At 67.3% G+C, this 23,666-nt stretch carries 27 protein-coding genes and 2 pseudogenes; 18 read left to right on the top strand and 11 right to left on the bottom strand.

Annotation, left to right across the window (positions count from 1 at the left end):
* The first annotated feature begins 7 nt into the window (after positions 1 to 7).
* Together ACFTWF_RS16830 and ACFTWF_RS16825 are read left to right on the top strand one after the other, a co-directional pair.
* Positions 8 to 655: a response regulator gene (locus tag ACFTWF_RS16830; RefSeq protein WP_378462331.1), complete on the top strand. Its 648-nt coding sequence runs from the start codon at positions 8 to 10 to the stop codon at positions 653 to 655.
* 69 nt (positions 656 to 724) lie between these two features.
* Positions 725 to 2,446: a GAF domain-containing protein gene (locus ACFTWF_RS16825; RefSeq protein WP_378462330.1), complete on the top strand. Its 1,722-nt coding sequence runs from the start codon at positions 725 to 727 to the stop codon at positions 2,444 to 2,446.
* Between the two features lie 206 nt (positions 2,447 to 2,652).
* Here ACFTWF_RS16825 and ACFTWF_RS16820 read toward each other — a convergent pair.
* The 3 genes and pseudogenes from ACFTWF_RS16820 to ACFTWF_RS16810 all read right to left on the bottom strand — a co-directional run.
* A pseudogene (locus ACFTWF_RS16820) lies at positions 2,653 to 2,944 on the bottom strand (SAM-dependent methyltransferase); the annotation flags it as partial.
* 153 nt (positions 2,945 to 3,097) lie between these two features.
* On the bottom strand, positions 3,098 to 3,628 hold the full coding sequence (locus ACFTWF_RS16815; protein WP_378462373.1) for a DinB family protein: 531 nt from the start codon (positions 3,626 to 3,628) through the stop codon (positions 3,098 to 3,100).
* 27 nt (positions 3,629 to 3,655) lie between these two features.
* Positions 3,656 to 4,525: a helix-turn-helix domain-containing GNAT family N-acetyltransferase gene (locus tag ACFTWF_RS16810; protein ID WP_378462329.1), complete on the bottom strand. Its 870-nt coding sequence runs from the start codon at positions 4,523 to 4,525 to the stop codon at positions 3,656 to 3,658.
* Positions 4,526 to 4,628: 103 nt separating this feature from the next.
* Between ACFTWF_RS16810 and ACFTWF_RS16805 the strand changes: the two genes are divergently transcribed.
* The 5 genes from ACFTWF_RS16805 to ACFTWF_RS16785 all read left to right on the top strand — a co-directional run bounded on the left by ACFTWF_RS16805 (position 4,629) and on the right by ACFTWF_RS16785 (position 10,435).
* A complete protein-coding gene (locus tag ACFTWF_RS16805) occupies positions 4,629 to 5,975 on the top strand; it encodes an NAD(P)-binding domain-containing protein (protein ID WP_378462328.1) in 1,347 nt (448 codons plus the stop codon).
* Positions 5,976 to 5,981: 6 nt separating this feature from the next.
* On the top strand, positions 5,982 to 7,208 hold the full coding sequence (locus ACFTWF_RS16800; RefSeq protein ID WP_378462327.1) for an MFS transporter: 1,227 nt from the start codon (positions 5,982 to 5,984) through the stop codon (positions 7,206 to 7,208).
* 345 nt (positions 7,209 to 7,553) lie between these two features.
* Positions 7,554 to 8,486, top strand: coding sequence for an ATP-binding cassette domain-containing protein (locus tag ACFTWF_RS16795; protein WP_378462326.1), 933 nt, complete (start codon positions 7,554 to 7,556; stop codon positions 8,484 to 8,486).
* Positions 8,483 to 9,307: an ABC transporter permease gene (locus tag ACFTWF_RS16790; protein WP_378462325.1), complete on the top strand. Its 825-nt coding sequence runs from the start codon at positions 8,483 to 8,485 to the stop codon at positions 9,305 to 9,307. The genes ACFTWF_RS16795 and ACFTWF_RS16790 overlap by 4 nt, the downstream gene beginning before the upstream one ends.
* Before the next feature lie 498 nt (positions 9,308 to 9,805).
* Positions 9,806 to 10,435, top strand: coding sequence for a sigma-70 family RNA polymerase sigma factor (locus ACFTWF_RS16785; protein ID WP_378462324.1), 630 nt, complete (start codon positions 9,806 to 9,808; stop codon positions 10,433 to 10,435).
* A gap of 114 nt (positions 10,436 to 10,549) precedes the next feature.
* On the opposite strand, the gene ACFTWF_RS16780 is transcribed toward ACFTWF_RS16785, so the two are convergent.
* Together ACFTWF_RS16780 and ACFTWF_RS16775 are read right to left on the bottom strand one after the other, a co-directional pair.
* The gene (locus ACFTWF_RS16780; RefSeq protein WP_378462323.1) at positions 10,550 to 10,726 is read right to left on the bottom strand and encodes a hypothetical protein; all 177 of its coding nucleotides are present in this window, start codon (positions 10,724 to 10,726) and stop codon (positions 10,550 to 10,552) included.
* 88 nt (positions 10,727 to 10,814) lie between these two features.
* Positions 10,815 to 11,189 (bottom strand): hypothetical protein, encoded by a 375-nt coding sequence (locus ACFTWF_RS16775; RefSeq protein WP_378462322.1) that lies wholly within the window; start codon positions 11,187 to 11,189, stop codon positions 10,815 to 10,817.
* A 168-nt stretch (positions 11,190 to 11,357) separates the two neighbouring features.
* On the opposite strand from ACFTWF_RS16775, the gene ACFTWF_RS16770 reads away from it, so the two are divergent.
* The 5 genes from ACFTWF_RS16770 (at position 11,358) to ACFTWF_RS16750 (ending at position 15,637) form a co-directional block, all read left to right on the top strand.
* Positions 11,358 to 11,567, top strand: a complete 210-nt coding sequence (locus ACFTWF_RS16770; protein ID WP_378462321.1) for a hypothetical protein — start codon at positions 11,358 to 11,360, stop codon at positions 11,565 to 11,567.
* A 773-nt stretch (positions 11,568 to 12,340) separates the two neighbouring features.
* Entirely contained in the window at positions 12,341 to 12,853 is a 513-nt protein-coding gene (locus ACFTWF_RS16765; protein ID WP_378462320.1) for an NADPH-dependent FMN reductase, read from the top strand.
* 1,039 nt (positions 12,854 to 13,892) lie between these two features.
* Positions 13,893 to 14,018: a hypothetical protein gene (locus tag ACFTWF_RS16760; RefSeq protein ID WP_378462319.1), complete on the top strand. Its 126-nt coding sequence runs from the start codon at positions 13,893 to 13,895 to the stop codon at positions 14,016 to 14,018.
* A gap of 87 nt (positions 14,019 to 14,105) precedes the next feature.
* Entirely contained in the window at positions 14,106 to 14,669 is a 564-nt protein-coding gene (locus ACFTWF_RS16755; protein ID WP_378462318.1) for a hypothetical protein, read from the top strand.
* Positions 14,669 to 15,637 (top strand): glycoside hydrolase family 43 protein, encoded by a 969-nt coding sequence (locus ACFTWF_RS16750; RefSeq protein WP_378462372.1) that lies wholly within the window; start codon positions 14,669 to 14,671, stop codon positions 15,635 to 15,637. The genes ACFTWF_RS16755 and ACFTWF_RS16750 overlap by 1 nt, the downstream gene beginning before the upstream one ends.
* A gap of 93 nt (positions 15,638 to 15,730) precedes the next feature.
* On the opposite strand, the gene ACFTWF_RS16745 is transcribed toward ACFTWF_RS16750, so the two are convergent.
* Positions 15,731 to 16,288 (bottom strand): dihydrofolate reductase family protein, encoded by a 558-nt coding sequence (locus ACFTWF_RS16745; protein ID WP_378462317.1) that lies wholly within the window; start codon positions 16,286 to 16,288, stop codon positions 15,731 to 15,733.
* Between the two features lie 208 nt (positions 16,289 to 16,496).
* Positions 16,497 to 16,694, bottom strand: a complete 198-nt coding sequence (locus tag ACFTWF_RS16740) for a hypothetical protein (protein ID WP_378462316.1) — start codon at positions 16,692 to 16,694, stop codon at positions 16,497 to 16,499.
* A 122-nt stretch (positions 16,695 to 16,816) separates the two neighbouring features.
* Between ACFTWF_RS16740 and ACFTWF_RS16735 the strand changes: the two genes are divergently transcribed.
* The gene (locus ACFTWF_RS16735; RefSeq protein ID WP_378462371.1) at positions 16,817 to 17,254 is read left to right on the top strand and encodes a DUF664 domain-containing protein; all 438 of its coding nucleotides are present in this window, start codon (positions 16,817 to 16,819) and stop codon (positions 17,252 to 17,254) included.
* Here ACFTWF_RS16735 and ACFTWF_RS16730 read toward each other — a convergent pair.
* A complete protein-coding gene (locus ACFTWF_RS16730; protein WP_378462315.1) occupies positions 17,237 to 17,752 on the bottom strand; it encodes a putative immunity protein in 516 nt (171 codons plus the stop codon). The two genes, ACFTWF_RS16735 and ACFTWF_RS16730, sit on opposite strands and share 18 nt — an antisense overlap.
* A 267-nt stretch (positions 17,753 to 18,019) precedes the next feature.
* On the opposite strand from ACFTWF_RS16730, the gene ACFTWF_RS16725 reads away from it, so the two are divergent.
* The 3 genes from ACFTWF_RS16725 to ACFTWF_RS16715 are packed head-to-tail and all read left to right on the top strand — an operon-like array spanning position 18,020 to position 20,226.
* Positions 18,020 to 18,622: a dihydrofolate reductase family protein gene (locus ACFTWF_RS16725; RefSeq protein WP_378462314.1), complete on the top strand. Its 603-nt coding sequence runs from the start codon at positions 18,020 to 18,022 to the stop codon at positions 18,620 to 18,622.
* 51 nt (positions 18,623 to 18,673) lie between these two features.
* Complete coding sequence (locus ACFTWF_RS16720; protein ID WP_378462313.1) at positions 18,674 to 18,997, top strand: YciI family protein; 324 nt, start codon at positions 18,674 to 18,676, stop codon at positions 18,995 to 18,997.
* Positions 18,994 to 20,226 (top strand): RNA polymerase sigma factor, encoded by a 1,233-nt coding sequence (locus tag ACFTWF_RS16715; protein ID WP_378462312.1) that lies wholly within the window; start codon positions 18,994 to 18,996, stop codon positions 20,224 to 20,226. Before ACFTWF_RS16720 ends, ACFTWF_RS16715 begins: the two co-directional genes overlap by 4 nt.
* Before the next feature lie 12 nt (positions 20,227 to 20,238).
* On the opposite strand, the gene ACFTWF_RS16710 is transcribed toward ACFTWF_RS16715, so the two are convergent.
* A complete protein-coding gene (locus ACFTWF_RS16710; protein WP_378462311.1) occupies positions 20,239 to 20,679 on the bottom strand; it encodes a VOC family protein in 441 nt (146 codons plus the stop codon).
* Between the two features lie 176 nt (positions 20,680 to 20,855).
* On the opposite strand from ACFTWF_RS16710, the pseudogene ACFTWF_RS16705 reads away from it, so the two are divergent.
* Positions 20,856 to 20,945: pseudogene (locus tag ACFTWF_RS16705) on the top strand (alpha/beta hydrolase); the annotation flags it as partial.
* 149 nt (positions 20,946 to 21,094) lie between these two features.
* Here ACFTWF_RS16705 and ACFTWF_RS16700 read toward each other — a convergent pair.
* Entirely contained in the window at positions 21,095 to 21,841 is a 747-nt protein-coding gene (locus tag ACFTWF_RS16700) for a response regulator transcription factor (RefSeq protein WP_378462310.1), read from the bottom strand.
* A gap of 158 nt (positions 21,842 to 21,999) precedes the next feature.
* On the opposite strand from ACFTWF_RS16700, the gene ACFTWF_RS16695 reads away from it, so the two are divergent.
* Positions 22,000 to 22,848 (top strand): alpha/beta fold hydrolase, encoded by an 849-nt coding sequence (locus ACFTWF_RS16695; protein WP_378462309.1) that lies wholly within the window; start codon positions 22,000 to 22,002, stop codon positions 22,846 to 22,848.
* Positions 22,849 to 22,857: 9 nt separating this feature from the next.
* Here ACFTWF_RS16695 and ACFTWF_RS16690 read toward each other — a convergent pair whose 3' ends face one another.
* The gene (locus ACFTWF_RS16690) at positions 22,858 to 23,535 is read right to left on the bottom strand and encodes a hypothetical protein (RefSeq protein ID WP_378462308.1); all 678 of its coding nucleotides are present in this window, start codon (positions 23,533 to 23,535) and stop codon (positions 22,858 to 22,860) included.
* Positions 23,536 to 23,666: the final 131 nt, after the last annotated feature.

The raw sequence follows: 23,666 nt of genomic DNA, 5'->3' as shown, positions 1-23,666 counted from the left end.
TTGCCCCATGATCAGGGTCTTTCTGGTGGACGATCACGAGGTCGTCCGACGCGGGATCGCGGATCTACTCACCGCCGATCCCGAACTGACCGTGGTCGGCGAAGCTGCCTCCTACGCGCAGGCCGTGGCGCGAATTCCGGCTGTCACGCCGGATGTCGCCGTCCTGGATGTGCGCCTGCCGGACGGCAACGGAATCGAACTGTGCCGCGAACTGCACGCGCTGATGCCGGAATTGCACTGCCTCATCCTGACGTCGTTCACGGACGAGCAGGCGATGCTCGACGCGATTCTCGCCGGGGCGAGCGGATACGTGGTGAAGGACATCCGGGGCATGGAACTGGCCCAGGCGGTGCACGACGTGGGGGCCGGCAAATCGCTCCTCGACAGTCGCGCCGCCGGCACGCTGATGACCAAGGTGCGTGCGGACGCCACCGACAAGGACGGAATCTTCGGGCACCTGACCAACCAGGAGCGGACGTTGCTCGCGCTGCTCGGCGAGGGGCTGACGAACCGTCAGATCGCGGCCCGAATGTTCCTCGCGGAGAAAACGGTCAAGAACTACGTGTCCCGGCTGCTGACCAAATTGGGTGTGGAGCGGAGGACCCAGGCCGCGGTGCTCGCCACGAAGATGCCGCCCCGACCGTCCGGCACCTGACCGGCTCGGTTGCGCGTCACGGTCGGTGTTCCGACTCCCGGCGTTGTCACTACGTGGGACAATGCGTGGGTGAACCGTCGACCGGATGAGCCCGACCGAGGTCCGTTACTCGGCAGCCTGTCCGAGCTTCGGCTCCGTGAACTCCTGACCGAGGTGCAGGAACGTATCGAGCAAATCGTCGATGCCCGAGATCACGTCGACGGCCTGCTCGAGGCGATGCTCGCCGTGACGTCGGGTCTCGACCTCGACAACACGCTGCGCTCCATCGTCCACGCCGCGATCAACCTGGTGGACGCCCGTTACGGCGCGCTGGGGGTGCTCAGTCCGGCTGGGGGTTTGAGCGAGTTCGTCTTCGAGGGCATCGACGCGGAGACACGTGAGCGGATCGGTGACCTGCCTCGTGGCCGCGGGGTGCTCGGTTTCCTCATCAAGGATCCGAAGCCTGTGCGGTTGACCGATCTGTCCCGGCACTCCGCCTCGGTGGGGTTCCCGCCCGACCATCCGCCGATGAAAACCTTTCTGGGAGTTCCCATTCAGATCCGGGATGAGGTGTTCGGGAACCTGTATCTCACCGAGAAGGCCAACGATGCACAGTTCACCGAGGACGACGAGGTCCTTCTGCGCGCACTCGCGGCCGCCGCAGGCATCGCGATCGAGAACGCCCGCCTGTACGAGGAGTCTCGCGCGAGGCAGGCGTGGCTGGAGGCGACCCGTGAGATCGCGACCGAGCTGCTCGCGGGAAGTGACACCGCCGAGGTGCTGCAGGTCATCGCCGACGACGCACTCGCCCTTACCGCCGCCGACAGCGCCTTCCTCGCGGTGCCGGACGATCCGGACATTCCGTCGGACGAGATCACCGAGCTCGTGGTCACGGCGTCGGCCGGGACGGTGTCGGATCGCATCATCGGCCGAACGATCCCGGTGGAGAGGTCCACATCCGGTGAGGCTTTCCGCGAACGGACGCCGCTGCGGGTCAGTGCGCTGGCCTTCGACCCCGGGTTCGCGACCCGGGATCAGTTCGGTCCTGCACTGGCCCTGCCGTTGCGGGCAGCCCAGTCGGTGGCGGGAGTACTGGTGACGCTCCGTCACGTCGACGCGGCGCCGTTCACGGACGACCAGCTGGCGTTGATGTCGGGATTCGCGGACCAGGCTGCCGTCGCACTGCAGCTCGCCAACAGTCAGCGTCGGATGCACGAGCTCGATGTTCTGTCCGACCGCGACCGGATCGCGCGGGACCTCCACGACCACGTCATCCAGCGGCTCTTCGCGGTCGGCCTGTCCCTGCAGAGCACTCTGCAGCGGGCGAAGGCTCCCATCGTCAAGGAGCGGCTCGAACAATCGGTCGACGATCTGCACGACATCGTGCGCGACATTCGTACCGCCATCTTCGACCTTCACGGCGGTTCGAGCGGCATGACCCAGTTCCGGCGGCGGTTGCACGACATCGTCGCCGAGGCCACCGCGGATTCCGGGCTCCGTACCACCGTGCACATGTCCGGACCGCTGTCGGTGATCGACTCCGGGCTCGCCGAACACGCCGAGGCCGTGCTGCGTGAGGCGTTGAGCAACGCGGTGCGGCACGCCGGAGCCGACACGGTCACGGTCAGCATCTCCGTGTACGACGATCTCGCCATCGAGGTCGCGGACGACGGCAAGGGGTTCGCCCAGAACGTCGTCACCAGCGGATTGGACAATCTGGCAGCCCGGGCGCGCGAGGTGCACGGGCACTGCGCTGTCGACTCCACCCTCGGCGGCGGGACCACGCTGCGGTGGTCCGCTCCACTCCCCTGACTTGGTCTCCCGGTGGTGAACCACCTTTTAGCAGCCTGGCAACGCAGCGGCTTGGAAGCCGGCCTCCTCGGCTACCCCACCACCGACGAAATCGTCAACCCCGACGGACTCGGCCGCAGACAGGATTCCAGGACGCCGCCATCAACTGGTGCCTCAACGAGGGATATCACTACCGACATGAAGTTCGTGCGGGCACCGTAAGCCGGAATCCCAAGGGGGGCGGCGATCGCTCGGCCGGCGACGAACAGTTCCGGCGTCAGGTCCGACGCGACGACGGTGGCGCCGCGCGCGGCAGCCGGGGATCGCGGCGTTGCCGCTGCCGGCGGCCACGTTGAGCACCCGCTGGTCGGAGCGAATATCGGCTGCCTCGACGAGCACCTCGCCGAGGGTCGGGATCAGCTCGGCGGCGACGGTCGGGTAGTCGCCGGAGGCCCACAACGCTCGGTGCTTGGCCTCGAGCGCGCGGTCGGTGTCTGTATCGGTGGGAATGGTGGTCATGTCGTTTCCTCGCACTCAGGTGTCGGGTGCCGGGATGTCGGCCACACCTACAGACGCCGGTCGGTGCGGAAGGACGCACCGCCGGCTCGCCCGGGGTCGTGGGCGGAGTCCGCCTCGAGAAGTCGACTGCGCTGCGGCACTCGGCTGACTGTGTCAGCCGAGGGTGAGCTGGGCGCGGTGGAAGTCGAAGTGCTTGCCCGGGTACCGGTAGACCTGCTCGAGCGTCATGGCCTCCGTGAAGAACGGGTCCCAGCGCACCGGAAAAGCCATGCTGCGCCGCAGGTTCGCCTCCGATTCCCGGGCGAGGGAGCGTTGCAGCTTGGCGATGACGCGGTCACAGTGACGACCCATCTGGCGGCGGTCGAACACGGTGGCCGCCGCGCACGAGCCCCGGTAATTCACCTCGTGGAACAGCGGTGAAGCGGCGTCCAGAACCCACGCGAATCCTCGGCCGACCCGGTCCGGCAGCCGGGAGAACACCCGGACCAGGGTCAGCAGTCGGCGCACCACCATGTAGCCGAAGACCATGTGGAACAGCAGTTGTTCGTTGGTCCAGCGGGTGCCGTCCGAAAGACGGTCGAAATCCGCCGCGGTGGCGCGGCTCAGGAGTTCGTGCAGCGCTCGGCGGGCCCGTTCGAGGTCCGCGGCGATCTCCCGACGGTCGACGGGTGGCGGCTCGGACATCATGCGGCTGTGGCTCTTCCCGCTGGGTTACCCGGCGACGGGGCTGCGGCGTTCGAGGAAGACGGTGTCGCGCCAGTTTCCGTCGAGCTGGGCGATGCGCTCGCGCACCCCAAGGGTTCGGAAACCGGCGGAGTGGTGCAGGGCGATGCTGGCCCGGTTCTCCGGGAAGATCGAGGTCTGCAGTGTCCACAGTCCGGCCTCGTCGGCGGCGATGACCTGCGTGTGCAGCAACGTCTTGCCGACCCCGCGCCCGCGCATGCCGTCGGCGACGTAGACGGAGTTCTCGACCACTCCCTGGTAGCAGTCCCGTCCCGAGGTCGGGGTCAGGGCGGCCCAGCCGACCACCACGTCGCCGATCTCGGCGACCCACCGATGCCCGGGCAGCCACTGGGCGTCCAGCACCTCGCGGGTGGGGACCTCGGTGGCGAAGGTGGCGGTGCGGGTGGCGATGCCCTCACCGTAGATGCGGCGCACCGCATCCCAGTCCCGGTCCTCCATCGCCCGGACGGTGACGTCGGCGGGCAGGTCGTCCGGGCAGCACGGGCGCGGGGTCAGCACCCCCATCACCGCGTCCGCGGCGTGCGGCAGTCCGGTGCAGCAGTACGGGTTGACCGTCACCACGGTGCTGGTGCCGTTCTTGTGCACGGAGACGAAACCGACGTCGGCGAGCTTGCGGACGTGATGGGAGACGGTGGGCTGCCCGATCCCCAGGGCGCCGGCCAGCTCGCCCACGGTGATCCCGGCCGGACGCGAGGCCACCTGATGCAGCAGCCGCACCCGGGTCGGATCGGCCAGGCAGGCGAACCAGCCGGCGTAGGTGGCCGCATCCTCCGGCGCCAACACATCCATCCCACCATCGGAGTCGGTACGCACGGCCGGCAGGTCCAGGGACGTCATACCCACCACTATATCGATATCCATCGATGGTTGCATTGATCGACGAACGTCGATACTCTCTGATGCCAGAGGATCGATGAACGTCGATGAAAGGAACCTGGAGATGAACACCTTGCCCGTAGTCGTCGTCGGAGCGGGACCGACCGGCCTCGCCGCCGCGGCGCAGCTGCGTGAGCGCGTTCTGCCCGTCGTGGTGTTCGAGCGCGGTGACCGCGCCGGGGCCGCGGTCGCCGAGTGGAACCACATGCGGCTGTTCTCCCGCTGGGGTGAGCTGATCGACCCGGCCGCCCGCCGCCTGCTCGAACCCACCGGCTGGACCGCCCCCAACGACGACGCGTATCCGACCGGCCGGGACTGGACCCGCGACTACCTCGTCCCGCTGGCGAACGCGCTCGGCGACACCGTGCAGCTGGGCACCGAGGTGATCGGGGTGGCCCGCCGCGGCCGGGACCGGGTCGTCGACGCCGGCCGCGACACCGAACCGCTGTCCGTACACATCCGCCGACCCAACGGCACCGAGGACCGCATCACCGCGCGGGCCGTGATCGATGCCTCCGGCACCTGGACCACCCCCAACCCCCTCGGCGGTGAAGGCCTGCCCGCCCTCGGCGAGCGCGCCGCGGCCGCCCGGATCGAGTACCGGGTCCCGAACCTCGACGACCCCGACGTGAGGGCCCGGTACGCGGGCAAGCACATCGCGATCGCCGGCAGCGGCCACTCCGCGCTGACCGCGATCGTCGCGCTGGCCGATCTGGAGAAGCGGGCGCCGGGCACCCGGATCAGCTGGGTGCTGCGCCGCGGCGAGATCGGTGCGGCTTTCGGCGGCGGCGAGGACGACCAGCTGCCCGCCCGCGGCGCCCTCGGCCTGCGCGCCAAACAGGCGGTCGACGCCGGACTGCTGCAGGTGGTTCCCGGATTCCGCACCGCCACCGTCGAACCCGACGGCGACGGCGGCGCGGTGACGTTGGTGTCCGACACCGGGATCCGCATCGAGGACGTGGACCGGGTGGTGGTGCTCACCGGGTTCCGCCCCGACCTGACCTGGCTCTCGGAAATCCGCCTGGGCTTGGATCCGGTGCTGCAGGCGCCGGTGCAGTTGGCGCCGCTGATCGACCCGAACGTGCACTCCTGCGGCACCGTCTACCCGCACGGGGTCGCCGAACTCTCCCATCCGGAGCCGAATGTGTTCCTGGCCGGGATGAAAAGCTACGGGCGGGCCCCGACCTTTTTGGCGATGACCGGGTACGAGCAGGTCCGCAGCATCGCTGCCGCCCTGGCCGGGGACCACGAGGCCGCCGCCCGGGTCGAACTCACGTTGCCGGAGACCGGGGTGTGCGGCGGCGTCGGTGTCTTCGACGACCCCGCCACCGGGGGCGCCGAGGAGGGTGGTGGGTGCTGCGCCGCACCCGATCCGCAGCTGATCACCCTGTCCACCCCCTCCGGCCGGTAACCACCGGTGACCGACACCGATACCCGGGCGCAGACCGGCACCCTCGACGGTGCTGGTCTGCGGCGGGTCCTGGTGGTGCTGTGCCTGACCGAAATCACCAGCTGGGGCATCCTCTACTACGCGTTCCCGGTGCTCTCGCTGTCGATCTCGGCCGACACCGGCTGGTCGCTGCCGCAGCTCACCGCCGCGTTCTCGACCTCCCAGCTCGCCGCAGCACTCACCGGCATCCCGGTGGGGCGGATCATCGACCGGATCGGGCCCAGGGTCGTGATGACCGCCGGATCCGTCCTCGCCGTCCCATCCCTGCTGGTGGTCGCGGCCGCCCCCACCCTGCCGATCTTCTACACCGGGTGGCTCGCGGCCGGGGTCGCGATGGGCGGCGTGCTGTATCCGCCCGCGTTCGCGGCTCTGACCCGCTGGTACGGCGACAACTACGTCACGGCCCTGATGATCCTGACCCTGGCCGCCGGGTTGGCCAGCACCGTGTTCGCCCCGCTCACCGCGGCGCTGGTCGACCGGTATGACTGGCGGGCAACGTATCTCGTTCTCGCCGTCGTCCTGGTGGTGGTCACCGTGCCCGGGCACCTGCTGGGACTGCGGGGGCGGTGGCCACATCCACCCTCCTCGACCGGCGCTCATCCGGTCGATCACCGGGACGCGACCCCCAGCCGGGCCTTCCTCGCCCTCGTCGTCGCGCTCAGCCTCGGGGCGTTCGCCGCGTTCGCCGGGGTGTTCAACCTGGTGCCGTTGCTGATCGAGCAGGGCTTCTCCTCGTCCCTGGCCGCAGTGACGTTCGGGTTGGGTGTGGCCGGGCAGGTCCTCGGCGGCCTCGGCTACCTCCCGATCGCCGCGCGGACCACCGCCCGCACCAGGATCGTGGTGATCCTGGCCGCCACCGCCGCCATCACCGCGTTGCTCGGGATCGTCTCCACCACCATCGCATTGATAGCGGTCGCCATCGGGGCCGGACTGGTCCGCGGGATCTTCACCCTGATCCAGGCCACCGCGATCACCGACCGGTGGGGGGCGACCCACTACGGGCGACTGAACGGGCTGATGTCCGCACCGATCGTCATCGTCATGGCGTTGGCCCCGTGGGCAGGCACCGCGCTGTCGGCGTGGACGGGCAGCTACGCCCACGCCTACCTGATCCTCGCCGGCCTCGCCGTGGTCGCCGCACTCATCGGGGCCGCCAGCATCCCGCATCACCGCAACGCCGAAATCGCCGCCTGAGACCACACCCTAAAAGGGACAACCCAATTGACCGACTACGACCCGCAGTCGGCGGGGGCCGGTCCGGCCGGTCCCACCACCCCGGACTCGGTCACCTGGGATTGGACTGGGCAATGCTCGCTGTCGTCGGCGCTGCTGAGCGGGGTGGGCCGTCTCGGCCGCGTTCGATCGAGCTGACGCGGGCGGCGGGTGCGTCCATCTCGCAAGTGGTTCGTCTGAGGAGGTAACTCCCATCCAAAGGCGGGTGGGGGAACGTCCCTTCGAGAGGAAGCCTCCGATGACCACCCACCTGTTCCATCCCACCGGAACCGGCCACGACGCCGGCGGCCACGACGGGGGCGTGAAATGACCGCCCCCGCCGTCCTCGTCGAGGACCTGCACGTCGCCTACGGAAAAACCTGGGCCCTCGACGGCGTCGACCTGGAGGCGGCCGCCGGGACCACGCTCGGGGTGCTCGGCCACAACGGCGCCGGCAAGACCACTCTGATCCGCACGTTGACCACCCTGGTGCGACCCACCGTCGGCCGCGTGCAGATCGAGAACCTGGACGTTATCGCCCACGCCACCGAAGTGCGTCGTCGGATCGGGGTCACCGGCCAATACGCCGGACTCGACGAATTCCTCACCGCCCGAGAGAATCTGGAACTGATCGGCCGCCTGACCGGGCTGCGCCGCACCGCCGCACGCTCACGGGCCGACGCGCTGATCGACCGGCTCGGGCTGCACGAGTACGCTACCCGGCGGGTCGGGGAACTCTCCGGTGGCTCGCGCCGCCGGATCGATCTGGCCGCCAGCCTCGTCGGGTCCCCGTCTGTGCTGTTCCTCGACGAGCCGACCACCGGCCTGGACCCGATCGCCCGCGCCGGGCTGTGGGACGTCGTGGACGAGCTCACTACCGGCGGCACCACGGTCGTGCTCACCACCCAATACCTCGAGGAAGCCGACCGGCTCGCCGACCACATCGTGGTCCTGAGCCGGGGCCGGGTCGCCGCCCGCGGCACCCCCGCCGAGCTGAAACGGATCGTCGGCGGCAAGGTTCTCAGCGCGACCATTCCCGCCGGTCGACGCGCCGCGCTGCCGTTCATCCCGGACACCGATCACCGGGTCGACGGCCACCGGGTGCGGGTGTCGGTCACCGTCGACGACGCCCCCACCGCAACCGCCCTGGTCGCTCACCTGCACAGCGGCGACATCGAGGTCACCGACCTCGACGTGACCTCCCCGAGCCTCGACGACGTCTTCACCCACCTCGCCCACACCCCCGGAGCACCCCGATGACCACCATCCGCACCACCACAGCCACCGCCTCGGTCGGGCGCCCCTCGGCCCGGGACCAGCTCGCCGCCCTCACCGTCCGCAACCTGCGCACCAGCGCCCGCGTCCCGCAATTGCTGATGTTCTCGCTGACCATGCCGATGGCGATGCTGGTGCTGTTCAGCCAGGTCTTCCGCAGCGTCGCCGCCGGACCCGGTTTTCCGGCCGGGGTCAGCTACATCGTCTTCCTCACCCCGGCCATGCTCGCCGTCTCCACCGTGATGGCCGGCACCAACGCCGGAGTGTCCGCCGCGATCGATCACACCAACGGCCTGCACGACCGCTTCGCGGCCCTACCCATGCGGTCGGCGCTGCCGGGGCTGGCCCGCACCCTCAACGAGGCCGTCTTCACCCTTACCCGCGCCGCGTTGCTCGGGATCGCCGCCGTGGCTTTGGGTTTCGACTTCCACGGCACCGCGGTCGATGCGTTGGCCGCGGTCCTGGTGCTAGTCGTGCTGGCGGGGGCGATGAGTGCGCTGTTCGGGCTGATCGGGGACCGGCTGCGCCGGCCGGACGTGGTCCAGTTCGCCGGGATGATGGTGATGATGCCGCTGATGTTCGTCTCGAGTGCGTTCGCGCCGATCGAGACCATGCCCGGCTGGATGCAAGCTGCGGCGGCGGTGAATCCGGTCGCGCACGCCACCGACGCCCTGCGCGGACATGTGCTCGGCACCGCCACCGCCGGCGACACCGCTTCCGCTCTGGTCGCGGCGATCGGGTTGTGGGTGGTGGTCACCGCCGTTCCCGTTCTCACCCGGCTGGTGCGGTCGGTGCGCGCCCGGTGAACACAATGCACCCGCCCCGTCCCTCCCTGCGAAAGGGAGCGGCAGGGCGGGTTCTTCGTGTGCGCTCGTCCTGGACCCGGGCACTCTTCTGGCCCCTACCTCAGTGGAGAGGAGGTAAGGGCTCGGGAGCGCTGTGATCAGCGGATACGCCCGATACGGGCGTCGACGGCGCTCATGCGGCGGCGTCGAGCAGATGCAGTTCCTCCGCCACGATCAGATCGACCTCTTCGTCGGTCAGACCCGAAAACAAATGGGTGGTCAACATCGCTCTCACCTCCTCACCGCGCTTCTACTGGTACGTCGAACCGGAGAACCCGGAATCGACATCGACACCCCTGCAGACGAGGAACTTCGGATTCGGACGCATAGGTGCGCCCCGGGGCAGAGAGTGCGTCCCTATCCGGTCACCGTCGTCGGTACCGGTGAGAAACGACCCCGAGGGGGGTCGCGACCGCGCCGCCGGGCGGGGATGCTGGAGACGGAGAGGAACCACAGATCATGAGCGAGGACACGGCCACCACCGCGACCACACCCCAGCCGGCACCAGCTGATCTCGACCAACTCTGGCGGCGTTTCTCGAGCGACCTGCGGGCCTTCATCGCCCGCCGGGTCGCCCGACCCGAAGACGCCGACGACATCTTGTCGATCGTGTTCCTGCGGATGGCCAAGAGCCTCGACAATCTGCGCGATCAGGACCGGCTCCTGGGGTGGATGTACGCCATCACCCGCAACGCGATCACCGACTACTACCGGTCCGCGCCCCACCGCCGCGAGCTGGCCGTCGACACCGTCCCCGACAACCCACCGGACGGCGAAGACGACGCCGACGAGGCGGCGGAGAAGGAACTCGCCTCCTGCCTGGTGCCGATGCTCTCCGGGCTGCCCGCCGAGCAGGCCGCCGCCGTGCGGATGGTCGACCTCGACGCCCGCACCCACGTCGCAGCAGCCGATGAGGCGGGAATCTCGGTGTCCGGGATGAAATCCCGCGTCCAACGCGGCCGCGCCGCCCTCCAAGCCCAACTGCACGCCTGCTGTCAGATCAGCCAGGACCGCACCGGCCACGTGCACGACTACCAACCCCGTAGCGGATCCTGCGCCTGCGGAGCCACACCCACCGATGACCAGTAGACGACCGGTCACCCGCTCGGGGGTGAGTCACCGGTCGTCGCATGTCCCCAGCTCAGACGACGGTGCGGTGCAAGCCACTTCGCTCGCACCGCACCGTTGTTGCCGAATCAGCGGCTACTGGCAGCCGCAGCCTCCGCCTGCCGTCGCTGCCGCACCACAGCACGTCGACTTCTCGTTGCGATCGCAGCAGGTGGTCTGCCGTTCGGTACTGCAACACGTGGGGGCCGCGGCCTGCGGTGTTGCGTCCGTCCGATCCGTCGCCGGGGCTTCGAATTCGATGGGGTTGGTCATGATCACTCCTTGATCGGTGGGGATGGGTACCAGATCAGACGGAGGAGACTGCGAATGGACGCACGGGCCGCCGCAGGAGACTCAGCGATCAGAAGGGTGAACGGTTCGTAGTCCGGTAAAAGACGTCGAAAGGTGGGAACGTCACAGGGATTCGCCGTTGCAGCCGCGTCGTCGCATGAATGATTCCCATTCTGCGCTGGAGCAGGCCGAACGAGGGTGGGCCGTGATCGAGGACGACGACCTCGCCGTCGAGGACGATGCGCCCGCGGCCGCCGAACGCGGTACTCAATGCGTCGGTGATCTCCGGATACGAGGTCGTCACCACATTCATGGCGCGGGTCCACAGCACCGGCTCGCTGCCGCCGCCTACGGAGGCCAGGATCCGGCATCCGTCGTACTTCATCTCGAAACTCCACGGCCGCTCCGTGTTGGTGTCCGGGAGGGTGCCGGCCGTGGCCAGCATGGGCGCGATCGGCCACATGGAACCGATTGTGCCCGTGACCTGCGGGCGACGCAGGTGGAAGGCTCACGACGCCCCCGAGTACGCCGATCAGCGGTCTCCGTCGGTGGTCCTCACCCGGCGCCTGGGTGCCGCGATGCGTTTAGCGTGTCGGCGCAGAAGGGGGAGTTCATGTTTGCTTGGTTTCGTCGGCCCGGCCGACCCGCACGATCACAGACGTCCACCGAGCACGAGGAGCGGTTGATCGACGAGGCGCTGGTGGCGGCGCTGACCGGTGATCAACGCGAGCAGTACATCGCGGCCCTGTTCGAGCGGGCCGAGGTCATGAAGGAATTCGATGTCGACGGCGTCCGGTCCTGCACCGCAGCCTCGCGCCACTAGGGCAGCTGAGTTCGCGATAGGCGCTGGATCGCCGCGACGGGTGTAACCCCGGCATGATTCGACAGAAACAGGCCGCCACACACCAATCCGCTGAACCCCGCGGATTGGTGTGTGGCGGATCACCGGTCTGGGCAGTGAGTGGCGACCTGTTGCTCGTCGCGACCGTCACAGTAAATCGGCACTCCGACATCACCGGGATCGCACTCGCAGAACTCCTGCTAGCCGCCCCGCCAGTGAGCGCAGCCCCGACCGACACTGCAATGGGGAGATCCGCCACCGGCCCGCCACTGGCCATTTCGCCAGTGCTTTTCGAGACCTTGCAAAAGTCACTGCGCAGCCGGTGCCGCCGACGGCCGACTCGGTTCGAGTACCCGAATACTCTGCGCGGGGCCCGGATCGCTCGAACAGACTGAACATACGCACCAGTAGCGCGAACTCAGGTAGAACGAGGATCGGTGGCCTGCCATGGATACCGACAGCACACCCGAGGCCGGCAACGAGCCGGACGCCCGGCCACCTCGCCGTGGCGCCGGCCCCGGCTACATCGGAACCAGCGACACCAGCGCAGAGACGGGGCGACGACCGAAACAGGCATGTTGACAACGCTAACCTCCGCGACGACGCTACCGCCGAGAAACGCATCACGAGGTTCAGCGAATGGCGCGGCTCGGCTCGGCGCAAGCAATTGCGGTTCATGGCGTACAGCTTGGACATTGACCCGGCCAACGGAGGAAGTGGGCTCACCCCCATCTCATTGTGCGAACATCGAACTCGTGAACATTCTGCTGGTCTCGGGTAGCACCAGAGCAACCTCGACCAACGCTGCCGCTCTTGCGTCAATCGCCGAATCGGCTCCGCTGACGGCGACAACGACCATCTATCGCGGCTTGTCGACACTTCCTGCGTTCAACCCCGACGACGACCACGATCCGCTGCCCGATGAAGTATCCGCCCTGAGACAGCTCATACAGCGCGCTGACATTGTGCTGTTCTGTACACCCGAGTACGCAGGCACGTTGCCCGGGAGCTTCAAGAACCTGCTCGATTGGACAGTCGGCGGAACCGAAATGACCGACAAACCGGTTGCGTGGATCAACGTCGCCGCGCCGGGTCGCGGGCACGGCGCAGTGAGCACCTTGGAAACCGTACTGGGTTACGTCGGAGCGCGACTGCTACGGACCGCATGCATCGCGGTGCCGGTCGGACGGGACGCCGTCGACGGGAATGGCGTGATCCGGAACGAAGACGTCACAAGGTCATTGGCGCAGATCTGGAATCAGCTGTAGAGGGACCGCCTTCACCAAATCGATGGACCGCAGTCGGCTCCGAGCCCAATTTCTGCTCGGATTGGCGGCAAGCGATTTCAGCGCGTACTGCGTTGTAGGTGAGGAGCCACTTCCCCGGTTCGTCTATCGATCCGGTGCGTCGCGCCACTCCGGGTATCGACCCAGAGCCTCCTCTCGTCCTGCACTTCCTGCTGCCGCGAGCCGTGCTTGCTTGGCGAATATGCCGAGGACTACATTCGCGGTCCGCCGTTCGAACTGGACGTCCCATACAGATGACCCCGGTCCCTGGAGTTCCGCCGGTCTCCCCGCATTCAGCTCTCGCCATCACTGAATTCCTGCGGTACCACGATCGCCGGGTAGACAAGGTTCGCATCGGAATACCCTGTAGTGGATCCACCTTGCGGGCTACTCGATTCCTATCGCTGTTGAAAATTCCACGCTCGGTCGAGGACTGACTGGCTGAGATCGGGATCCGGCGGCGAGATCAGGACCAAGTTCGGTTCGAGCCAGGTCCGCATGACTCGATTACGCCATCCTGGCGTGGCGTTCGACGGAGCCGATTTCAGCGCATCAAGGGGTGCGAGCAGGTATCGCAGGTATGTGCGCACTATCAGTGCGACACCGGTCTGGTCGAGCGAGGTGTACCCCGGCACCGGAATCTGAGCTAGATGGTTGAGGGGTGGCGTGCCAGGTTCGTCCCACCCAAACTTGACCAAGATTGTTCCATCCAAGACGGCCAGATCAATCAGGCGAAACCACCGCCACGATTCCGCGTCGTAGAAGGGCCTACCCGGCGCCGACCTCGGGTCGTGATCGCCGTGTACGGATGCCACCCGGATGTGTCGGACGGATCTCCGCCCGGTACGCCGGCCACCGGGTCGTCGACCCGCTCTACCTCCCGCAACAAAACCGACCGGACTGCTGTAAGTAGGTCGCTCCCCCGTGGTAGGGACGTGATTGCATCGGTCACGCGCCCAGTGCGCCAATCCGGGATTCGCTTTGGGACGACCGATGGCAGCGCAAGCGCGACAATAGGTGAATGACCGAGCTGCAGATCCGCGAGGCGATGCTGGCCACCGACGGCATCTACGGTCTGGTTGCCAAGCGCGACGGCCACGTCGTCGGCAGCGCCTTACAGACGAGCGCGGCAAGATCGTCGGGATAGGTCCCGTCACCGTTGATCCGGCGGCGGTTTCGGACGCGGGGGCGGGACTGTCGGTCCTTCTCCCTCCATGCCAAGCTCGGCTTCGCTGTGCGTGAGCTGTTGTCCGTCTTCCAGGGAACGCCGCGCGGGTCCCCGATTGCCGGCGCAGTTCTGCGTCCGACACCGGACGAGATCGCCGCCTGCGACGAGATCTGCCGGCAGGTGCACGGCCACGACCGCCACTGCGAGCTGCATTATTGGATCGATGTCGGCACCGCCCGGGTGGTCGAGCGTGGCGGCCGGATCACTGGTTATGCGACGGGCTTCGGCTACACCGGGCATGCGGTCGGCAAGACCGACGACGACGTCATCGCACTGCTTGCCGGCGCCGACGCGTTCACCGGACTGGGGTTCCTCGTGCCGTCACGCAATACCCGCCTCATGGCCTGGTGCTTCGATTCCGGGCTGAAGATCGTGCAGCAATCGACGCTGATTGCGATCGGGCTCTACAACGAGCCCCGGGGCGCGTGGCTGCCGTCGATCGGCTATCAGTCGCCGCGACCGAAAGTCGCGCATCTACTGCACATTCGTCACCGGCGTAATGAACCTTCGCTGCGCCTGCGGCCAAAGTTGCGCGTGGTGCGCCTGCTGTCAGAGATACTGCACCGGTGATGCTGACCAGACGAACCAGCTTTTCCGCCGTATCGATGGTGATGCTCGCAGTCGCGGGCTTGCTGGTCGCGGCCCCAGGGAGCAGCGGCGCCGCACCGCCCGACTGGCGATACACAATGGTGGCGTTCAGCAACACCAGCGACCGCGACATGGATGTATTCGAGTCGGGGGACGCCACTCAATTCCAACCCGCCCGGCTGTCGGCGTTTCGGCCCCCTTCGGGACTTGTGCGTGACCCGAGCATCTTCCGACACACCGACGGGCTCTATTACCTCACCTACACAACAGGCGGCGGGGCGAATATCGGATTCGCGCGCAGCAGTGACCGCATCAACTGGACGTTCCTGGAATCCTATCCGGTCCCATTTTGCTGCGCATTCATGCCCGGCACAGGGGCTGGTACAGGTCCCGTGCCCCCGCCGGGCTTGTCGGGGTCGGCGGGGTTCAAGGACGGACCGTCGCTGTCGCCTTTCGTCACCAAAGCCTGGGCGCCCGAATGGTTAGTGGACGGCGACCGCGTCAACGTCATCCTGTCGCTGTCGACGGGTGGAGGATTCGTGCCGTATCTGATGACGGCGCTGGAACCATCGCTCAGGTTGTGGAGCCCGCCCGTTCCGCTCGCCGGGATCGGCGCCGACCATATCGACACCACGGTGGTCAAGGTGGGATCGACGTACCACGCGTTCACCAAGAACGAGACGAAAAAGGTCGTCGAGCATGCGGTGGCGTCGTCGGCGACGGGACCCTATTCATTCGTTCCGCCCGGAAATTGGGGCTCGTTGGTGGAGGGCCCAGCCCTGGTTCAGTTGCCGAACGGCGCCTGGCGGATATATCTCGACGCCTACACCGAAGGAAAGTATCTCTATTCCGACAGCACGGATGGGCTGAGCACCTGGTCGCCCGTGCAAGAAGTTCCGGGTGTTTCCGGGACGGTGCGCCATTTCGGCGTGATGCGAGAGCCGGCATAGCGACGAGTCGGTGACGGTCACGTCGTCCTCAAACGCCACAGCCCATCAGGCCTCGAAGACTGGTACCCTCCCCCGTTTTCGATGGGGCCGGTGCTACTTGTCGGCTGGTGCGTACACCAATTCGAGGATTCCGGACGGGAAGGCGGTGCTTTTTACCAGGCGCAAGTTCACGGGCTGATCCAACTCCGGGAACAGTGGCGCGCCCTTGCCCGTGGCGGCGGGCAATACCCACAGTCGGTACTCGTCGACGACACCGAGCCTGATCAGCGAGTGCATGAACTCGGTACCGCCGGCGGCGACGAGGTCCTTGCCGGGCTCGGCCTTGAGTTCGGCGATCTCCTCCGCCGTGTCACCGCTCGCGATCCGGGTTTCGGGCCAGTCGTCGGCAGATTTCAGGGTGCGAGAGAACACGACCTTGGGGATCTCGTTCATGGCCTTGGCGGACGGGTGGTCGGAGGTGGGCCAGTATCCGGCCATGATCTCGTAGGTGTTGCGCCCCATGAGGAAGGCGCCGGCATCCCACAGTCGGCTGACGAAGTATTCCTCTTGCTCGGGGTCGTCGATGCTCATCATGACGTCTCGAATTCCGTTGTCCGCGTCAGCGCTCTTGCCGTCGAGCGAGACGTAAAAGCCCAGAATCAACTTGCGCATCCCAGTTCCTCCATATGTTTCTTCCCGCGCTGGGCCCGTGCCTGCACGGGCCTACCGCTGTGGGTGTGTCCAGATGTATCGACCACGGATCCACCCGAAATTCATCGGTGCAGCCGAGACCGTGCACATGCTCGCGCGAGCGGAACCGTTCGAAGGCGATGATCACGACGGCGTCGCCCTCGGGCACGTTCGGAGCGGCCGGCAGACGTCAGCGCTTGACCGGATTCTCGCCGGGAGCCTTGCTGACGATGTCGCCCTCGGTGACGGTGCTCCACAGGTCACGGTCGACACGGACCTCGGATGTGGTGCCGTCGGCGAGCCGGATTGTCAGGCGTCGGTACATGTTGGAACCGTCGAGCAGTCCGCGGGATTTCTTCAGCACGGCGCCTTCCCAGGTATCACTCATTCTGGTGCCTTTCGTCCGGTATCGGTGATTGCAGTGTGGCGATCCCCAACTGGGATGCTCTTCCAGTCCCGCGACGTCTGCAATCGAATAGTGGGTGTTTCCGACCGGAGCACCCGCGATGGATTCCAGCCGGGAAGATCAATCGGATCACGTGTCTCGTCCCCGGAGATCTTGCGACTCGAGATCGGTCGACCGCCGAGTTGATCAACACGGTGTGCGGACTTCCCGAAGCAGCGGCCCGGCGCCGTCTCGTGGCGTCGCTGACCACCCCGATCGGATTGCTCGAGCACGCCGCAGTGGCCGAGCGGATCTGGTTTCAGCACGTCCTCGGCGGCCTCCCCGAGAGCGAATGCGACGGCGCCACGACGCCGGGCGACGCCAGCTTCATCGTCGATGACAGCGAGACCCCGGCCGACGTGATTGCCGAATTCGAGCACGCCAGCGAGCGCTCCCGCGTGATCGTCGCCGACTTCGACCTCGACGAGACCGTGACACACCCCGTCCCTCCGGCTTGCGGGCGGCGCCGGCATCCCGACGCGTGTTCAGCAGTCGAACACTGACCAGCAGATGTCGTTCCGCAACCGCTGGTCGTCGAGTACGAGCTCACGAATCGCTTCAGGGAGCTGGTCACGCTGCCACCGGCACTCCCGCCGTCCTGCTGCCTCGCCCTCCCCCTCCCGCGCGGCAGCACGTGCGGCTTTGATCGCATAGGCGGCAGCACCGAGTTCGTGCGCTGCAACGTGCGCGACGGCTCCGGCCTGCCCCGCAGCGTATGCCGCATGCCGCGCCGCTCCACGTAAGTCTCTGGCGGCGCCCATCGCATGGCCGCCCGCTGCGCGAGACTGCATCATCTTGACCTCGCCGCGCACCCAGGCGCGGGCATGCTCGATCGCCTCACGCGGTCGTGGGTCCTCAGGTCGGGTCGACTCGAACAGGTGTAGGACGTGCTCCGCGCAGGATGCTGCCCAGAGGGCCAGAAGCCGGTGATCCGAGTCGGTGAGGGTCCCACCGCGGCGGATCGTGACGAAGCGTGGGTCTCGGACCTTCGGGAGGATCATGGCTAGAACTTCTATCACCTATGTCCACCCCCCCAACACCCGCAGGAAGTCTCACGGAAAGCTCGCCACCGGCGCCGCCGTCCGACTCCCGAAGCAGGGCGACCGCGCTGCGAAAGGCGGGGACGCCGTGTCGGATCGCTGACGTCCGGCGCCCTGGAAGATTATTTTTGAAGAAATCCGGGAGGTGTTGTCGGATCGGGGCGGTGGTGTTCGTAGCAGTGGTGAGGCCGCCCGCAAGGGGCGGCACCAATTGAAGGAACCGCGATCATGAAGCTGACGACCATGACTCAGATCACCATCGATGGAGTGATGCAGGGAAACGGCGGCGCGTCGGATGAGGACCGCAGGAACGGATTCGAGCGCGGCGGATGGGCCCTGGGGGCGGGTGACGACGAGACCAGGACGTTTATCACGCAGACCTACCAGCGCGCCGAGGCGTTCCTGTTCGGCCGGCGCACCTACGAGTTGTTCGCAGGCTACTGGGGATCGATGCGCGCACATCCCATCGGCGTGGCCTTGAACGAGGCCCCCAAGAACGTCGCCTCGACCACGCTCACCGCGCCGGGGTGGGCGGACACGACGGTTCTCCAGGGTGATCTCGCGGCCGCCATCAGAGAGCTGAAGGACAAGCCCGGGGGTGAGCTGCAGGTGCACGGTAGCGGCTCCCTGACCCGGTGGCTGCTGGCGAACGGTCTGGTCGACGAGATGACTCTGATCGTGATCCCGGTGATCCTCGGCCAGGGCGCGAGACTGTTCCCGGAGACCGGTCCGGATGTTGCGCTCGACCTGGTCGAGTCGCGGGTCGACTCGAAGGGTGTGACGATCCAGGTCTACCGGCCCGCCGGGCGCCCGCGCTATGCAACGGCCTGAAGTCCCCGACCACCGAATCACGCTGTCTTGACACAACAGGAGATGATCTTCATGCAGTACCTGGTTTCTGTGATCGATGACAAGAGCAATCCCGGCAGCACGGACAGGCAACCTGACATCAGCGTGTTCAACGAACGACTGATCGCCGAGGGCTACTGGGTTTTCGCGGGCGGACTCGCGGACACCGACGCAGCGACGGTCGTCGACAATCGGGGCGAGCAGGCGGTGTTCTGCGACGGGCCTTTCGTGGAGTCGAAGGAGTACCTTGCCGGATTCTGGGTGTGGGAGGCCCCCGATCTGGATGTGGCGCTCGAGCTCGCGACCGAGGCGTCGAAGGTCTGCGATCGGAAGATCGAGGTGCGACCGTTCCAGTGAGCGACGTCGAGGAGGCGATCACCCGGGCCCACCGGGAGGAGTGGGCCCGGGTGGTCGCCGCCCTGACCAGGCGCTTCGGCAACCTCGACATCGCCGAGGAGGCAGCGGCCGAGGCGTTCACGGCCGCCGTCGAGCGGTGGCCGGCCGACGGCGTACCTCCGAATCCCGGCGCCTGGCTGACCACCACCGCCAACCACAAGGCCATCGACCGGATCCGGCGCGAGAACAAGCGCGACGACAAGCACAAGGAGGCTCGGATGGTGTACGACGACCCGCCCGAGCTCCTCGGCGCCATCGACGACGACCGGCTCCGGCTGATCTTCACCTGCTGTCACCCGGCGCTGGCGATGGAGACCCGGATGGCGCTGACGCTGCGGATGGTCGGCGGGCTGACCATGCCCGAGATCGCCCGCGCCTTCCTGGTGGCCGAAAGCGCCATGGGGCAGCGGATCACCCGCGCGAAGGCCAAGATCAAGGCGGCCCGCATCCCCTATCGGGTGCCGGCCGCCGAGGACCTCCCGGCACGTGTATCGGGCGTACTCGCCGTCCTCTTTCTCGTCTTCAACGAGGGCTACCTGGCCACCGGCCCCGACACCGATCCCCTGCGGCACGATCTGACCGCCGAGGCGATCCGGCTGACCCGCCTGATCCGTGCCCTCCTGCCGGACGACGGTGAGGTGGCCGGTCTGCTGGCACTGATGCTTACCACCGAGGCCCGACGCCCTGCCCGGGTCTCGACCGACGGCGAACTGATCCCCCTGGCCGAGCAGGACCGTAGCGCCTGGGACGCGACGCTGATCGCCGAGGGACACCGGTTGGTGCGCGAGAGACTCGCAGCTGCCGCCGCCGGGGTGGCTCCCGGTCGTTACCAGATTCTCGCGGCGATCAACGCCGTGCACACCTCCGCCCGCGACACGCGCGACACCGACTGGTCGCAGATCCTGGCCCTCTACGACCAGCTCGTGTGCATTGATCCGTCGCCGATCGTCGCCCTCAACCGGGCCATCACGGTCGCGGAGCTCGACGGCCCGGAGGTGGCACTGGCGGCCGTCGATCAGCTCGACCACAGGTTGGCCGGCTATCACGCCTATCACGCCACCCGCGCCGACCTGCTGCGCCGGCTGGGCCGGAGTCGGCAGTCGCGTGCGGCATACGACAAAGCGATCGGGTTGGCGGGCAACACCGCCGAGACCGCCTACCTGACCCGCCGCCGCGAACAACTGCGCTAGCGCGCACGCGCGTCAGTCGAGCTGCTCGAACAGGGAGACGATGATCCCTTCGGGTCCACGCACGTAGGCCATCCGCACGCTGTTCTCGTACTCGCCGATGCCGCCGATGAGCCCGTACCCGTCCGCAGCCACCGAGTCGACGGCCGCCTGGAGGTCGGCGACCTCGAAGGACACGTTGCGCAGCCCGAGCTCGTTGGCCATCGCCGTTGGCGATCCGGGCACGTGGTCGGGCGTGACGAAGGTCGAGAGCTCGAGCCGGGACCCGCCGTCGGGCGGCCGCAGCATTGCGATCTGACAGTGCGCGCCGGGGATGCCGCAGACGGTCTCCACGAACTCGCCCTCCACGGATCCGGTGCCCTCGACCTCGAGGCCCAGTCCGACGAAGAACGCCGTTACCGAGTCGAGGTCCGCCACGGTGATGCCGACGTGGTCGAAACGCTGTATGTGCGCCATGGGATCGATCCTCCAATTGTTTGCCTGCCGATTCGATGCTGGGACGGAGCCGGGGCCGGGATCTCGACATGTTCTTGCCGCAAAGCTGCGGTCAAGACGAACTCTTTCGGCAGGGCTCTGCACGGACAGGTAGGCGTCAGGTCAGAATCAGACCGGAGCCTACTCGATATTCACGGCTGATCGGACCACTCGCGGAGGACGGATACGGGGTGCTGCGCCCCGATCTGCGTGGTGCCGGTTGGAGCTCAGCGCCCGATGAATCGTGGACGGGCGTCGGTCAATGGATTGTCGATCAGCGACCCGATCTGGTGCTCGCGCGACTTCGGGCGTTCCTGCACGCAACGTGAGTATTAGCGCTATCCCACAATGGGTTTCGGTAAGAACGGCGGCCGGGCATCGTCGTCGCGATGGCGCCTTACGATGCGGCGACGGGCATCTGACGGTCCGGCGCGATGGTGCCCGCATGTTCGACCTCGCCGAGGGAGAAACCGACACCCCGCACCGTGTGAACGACGTACGGCGAACCCACCGCCACCAGTTTCCGCCGGAGGGAGCAGACGTACGCGTTGAGGACGTTCGTCTTCGATTCCACGGTCACTCCCCAGACCATGAGCATCAGGTCGCGGCGCGTGACGACTCTGCCGACGTTGTGGGCGAGCACGGTGAAGAGGATGAATTCCGTTCTGGTCAGGGTAGTGCGCAGCCCGTCGTGGTCGGGTTCGTGATGCTCTTCGCAGAGGCAGAGGTCCTGTGTGTCGGCGTGTGCGGTGTCGGGCGCCGTGGGCTTCACGCGTCGCAGGATGGCGCGAAGCCGGGCGACGAGTTCGTCGGCGCCGACGGGCATCTCCATCACGTCGTCGGCGCCGGCCTCGAGGAGATCGCTGCGACGGTTGCCGGAACGGAAGGTGCCGATCACGACGACGGCGAGCGCGAACCGCATGGCCTTCAACGCTCGCACGGTGGTGAGGGCGTCCAGGTGGGGTGATCGGGCGTCGACGATCACGACGTCCGGTGGTTCGATCCGCGACCGCACGGGTTCCGCATAGGTGCGTGTGACGAAGAAACCCCCGTCCCGCAGGCGATCGACGACGGATCTCTCCACGTCGGCGTCGATCAGCAGCACACGGGGACGGGCGACGGCTGGACTCGACACCGAGTTCATGCGATTCCTCCTGCTTTCGAGCCTCGCGACGGGTGTGCCGGGTAGATCAACTGGCGGCCGAGATCAAGTTCCCACGCCGCAACTGATGACGATATCGAGCGGAACTCCCCTATCGTTACCGTCGACACCGCTGCATCACCCGATCGGGAGGTCGCCGTATGTCCCAGCTCCGACATATCGCGCTGCACGGGGACGACGTCGCCTACCGGATGGCCGGTGAGGGCGAGACGCTGCTGCTGGTCCACGGGATGGCGGGCAGTTCCGCGACGTGGCGTGCGGTTCTCCCGCAGTTGGAGCGGCGGTACCGGGTGGTGGCACCGGACCTGCCCGGTCACGGTGACTCGGCCAAACCGCGCGGCGACTACTCACTGGGCGCGTTCGCCGCGTGGCTGCGCGACCTGTTGCGAGAACTGGACATCGAGCGGGTGACCGTGATCGGGCAGTCCCTCGGCGGCGGGGTGGCGATGCAGTTCAGCTATCAGCACCCCGACCTGTGCGACCGCCTGGTTCTCATCGGCAGCGGAGGGCTGGGACCTGACGTGAACTGGACGCTGCGGTTGCTGGCCGCGCCGGGGTCGGAGTTCCTGCTGCCGTTCGTGGCGCCCGCCGCGATTCGCGACGTCGGCGACAAGGTCCGCGGCTGGCTGGCGGCGATCGGGGTCCAGTCGGTGCGCGGCGACGAGATGTGGCACGCCTACGCGTCGCTGTCCGATCCGCAGACCCGTCAGGCGTTCCTGCGGACGTTGCGCGCCGTCGTCGATCACCGGGGGCAGGCGGTGAGTGCACTGAACCGCCTGTACCTCAACGCGGGTCTGCCGACGCAACTGATCTGGGGTGACTCGGACGGCATCATCCCGGTCGCGCACGGGTATGCGGCGCACGAGGCAATGCCCGGCAGCAGGCTCGCCGTCCTGGACGGTGTCGGGCACTATCCCCATCTGGAGGATCCCGCCGCGGTCGTGCGCATCATCGACGACTTCGTCTCCACGAACCCGGCGGGCACCTGAGCGACGCCGTTACCCTGACGCGGCTCGGGCCGTTTCGGCCCTCGCGCGGCGTCCGGTGACGAGGATGTAGACGCTGATCACCCCGACCCAGGCCGGAAATGCCAGCGTCGTCCACAGGCTGAAGGTGACCACGAACAGCAGGGACAGCGCCACCAGATACGTGGTGAGGACGAGCCATCGCGGCATCAGTCCCGTCCGGAGCCAGATCGTTCCCAGCGAGATCATGAACACCGCGGCCATGCGGAGCGCGTAGACGTGGTTGATCTGCAGCATGATCTCGCGGCCGAAGTAGACGATCTCGTCCGCGGAGCTGCCGGAGTGCCGGGCGATGGCGAGGACGCCGCCCGCGACACCCATCGAGACGAAACCCATGGCGAGGAACAGCAACCCACTGCCCAGGAAGACGGTCGCGAAGAAGCGGTCCTCGAGGTCGCCGAGCCGGTCACGGATGACGCCGATGAACCAGAGGAAGGCGATGCCGGAGAAGGGGGCGAGCACGAGGGCAGTCTTGATCCGGGTCTCGCCGCTTCCCACCCACGGTGTCTCGTCGAACGGGTCGGCGGGCAGCGCGGTGTGCACGAGGACGAGGCTGGTGGCGAAGAGTGCAGCGAAGACGATGCCCGCGACGGCCGCCGAGCGCGGCGTCCTCAGCCGGCGGAACTGCTTCTCGCCCTCGATGTCGGCCATGCAGTAATCCTCGCTCGAGGGCGGAGCCGGAATCAGTGGTTCTCGTCATCTGGGCGCCCCGGCGAGGAAACCGACCGAGGTGTCTGCTACGCCCGATTCGGGGGTTCGAACTGGGTCTTTCCCGGGTGCGC

The organism is Rhodococcus sp. NPDC056960 (assembly GCF_042674125.1).
Lineage (GTDB): Bacteria > Actinomycetota > Actinomycetes > Mycobacteriales > Mycobacteriaceae > Rhodococcus_F.
This window is presented reverse-complemented; position numbering and strand designations above follow the sequence as displayed.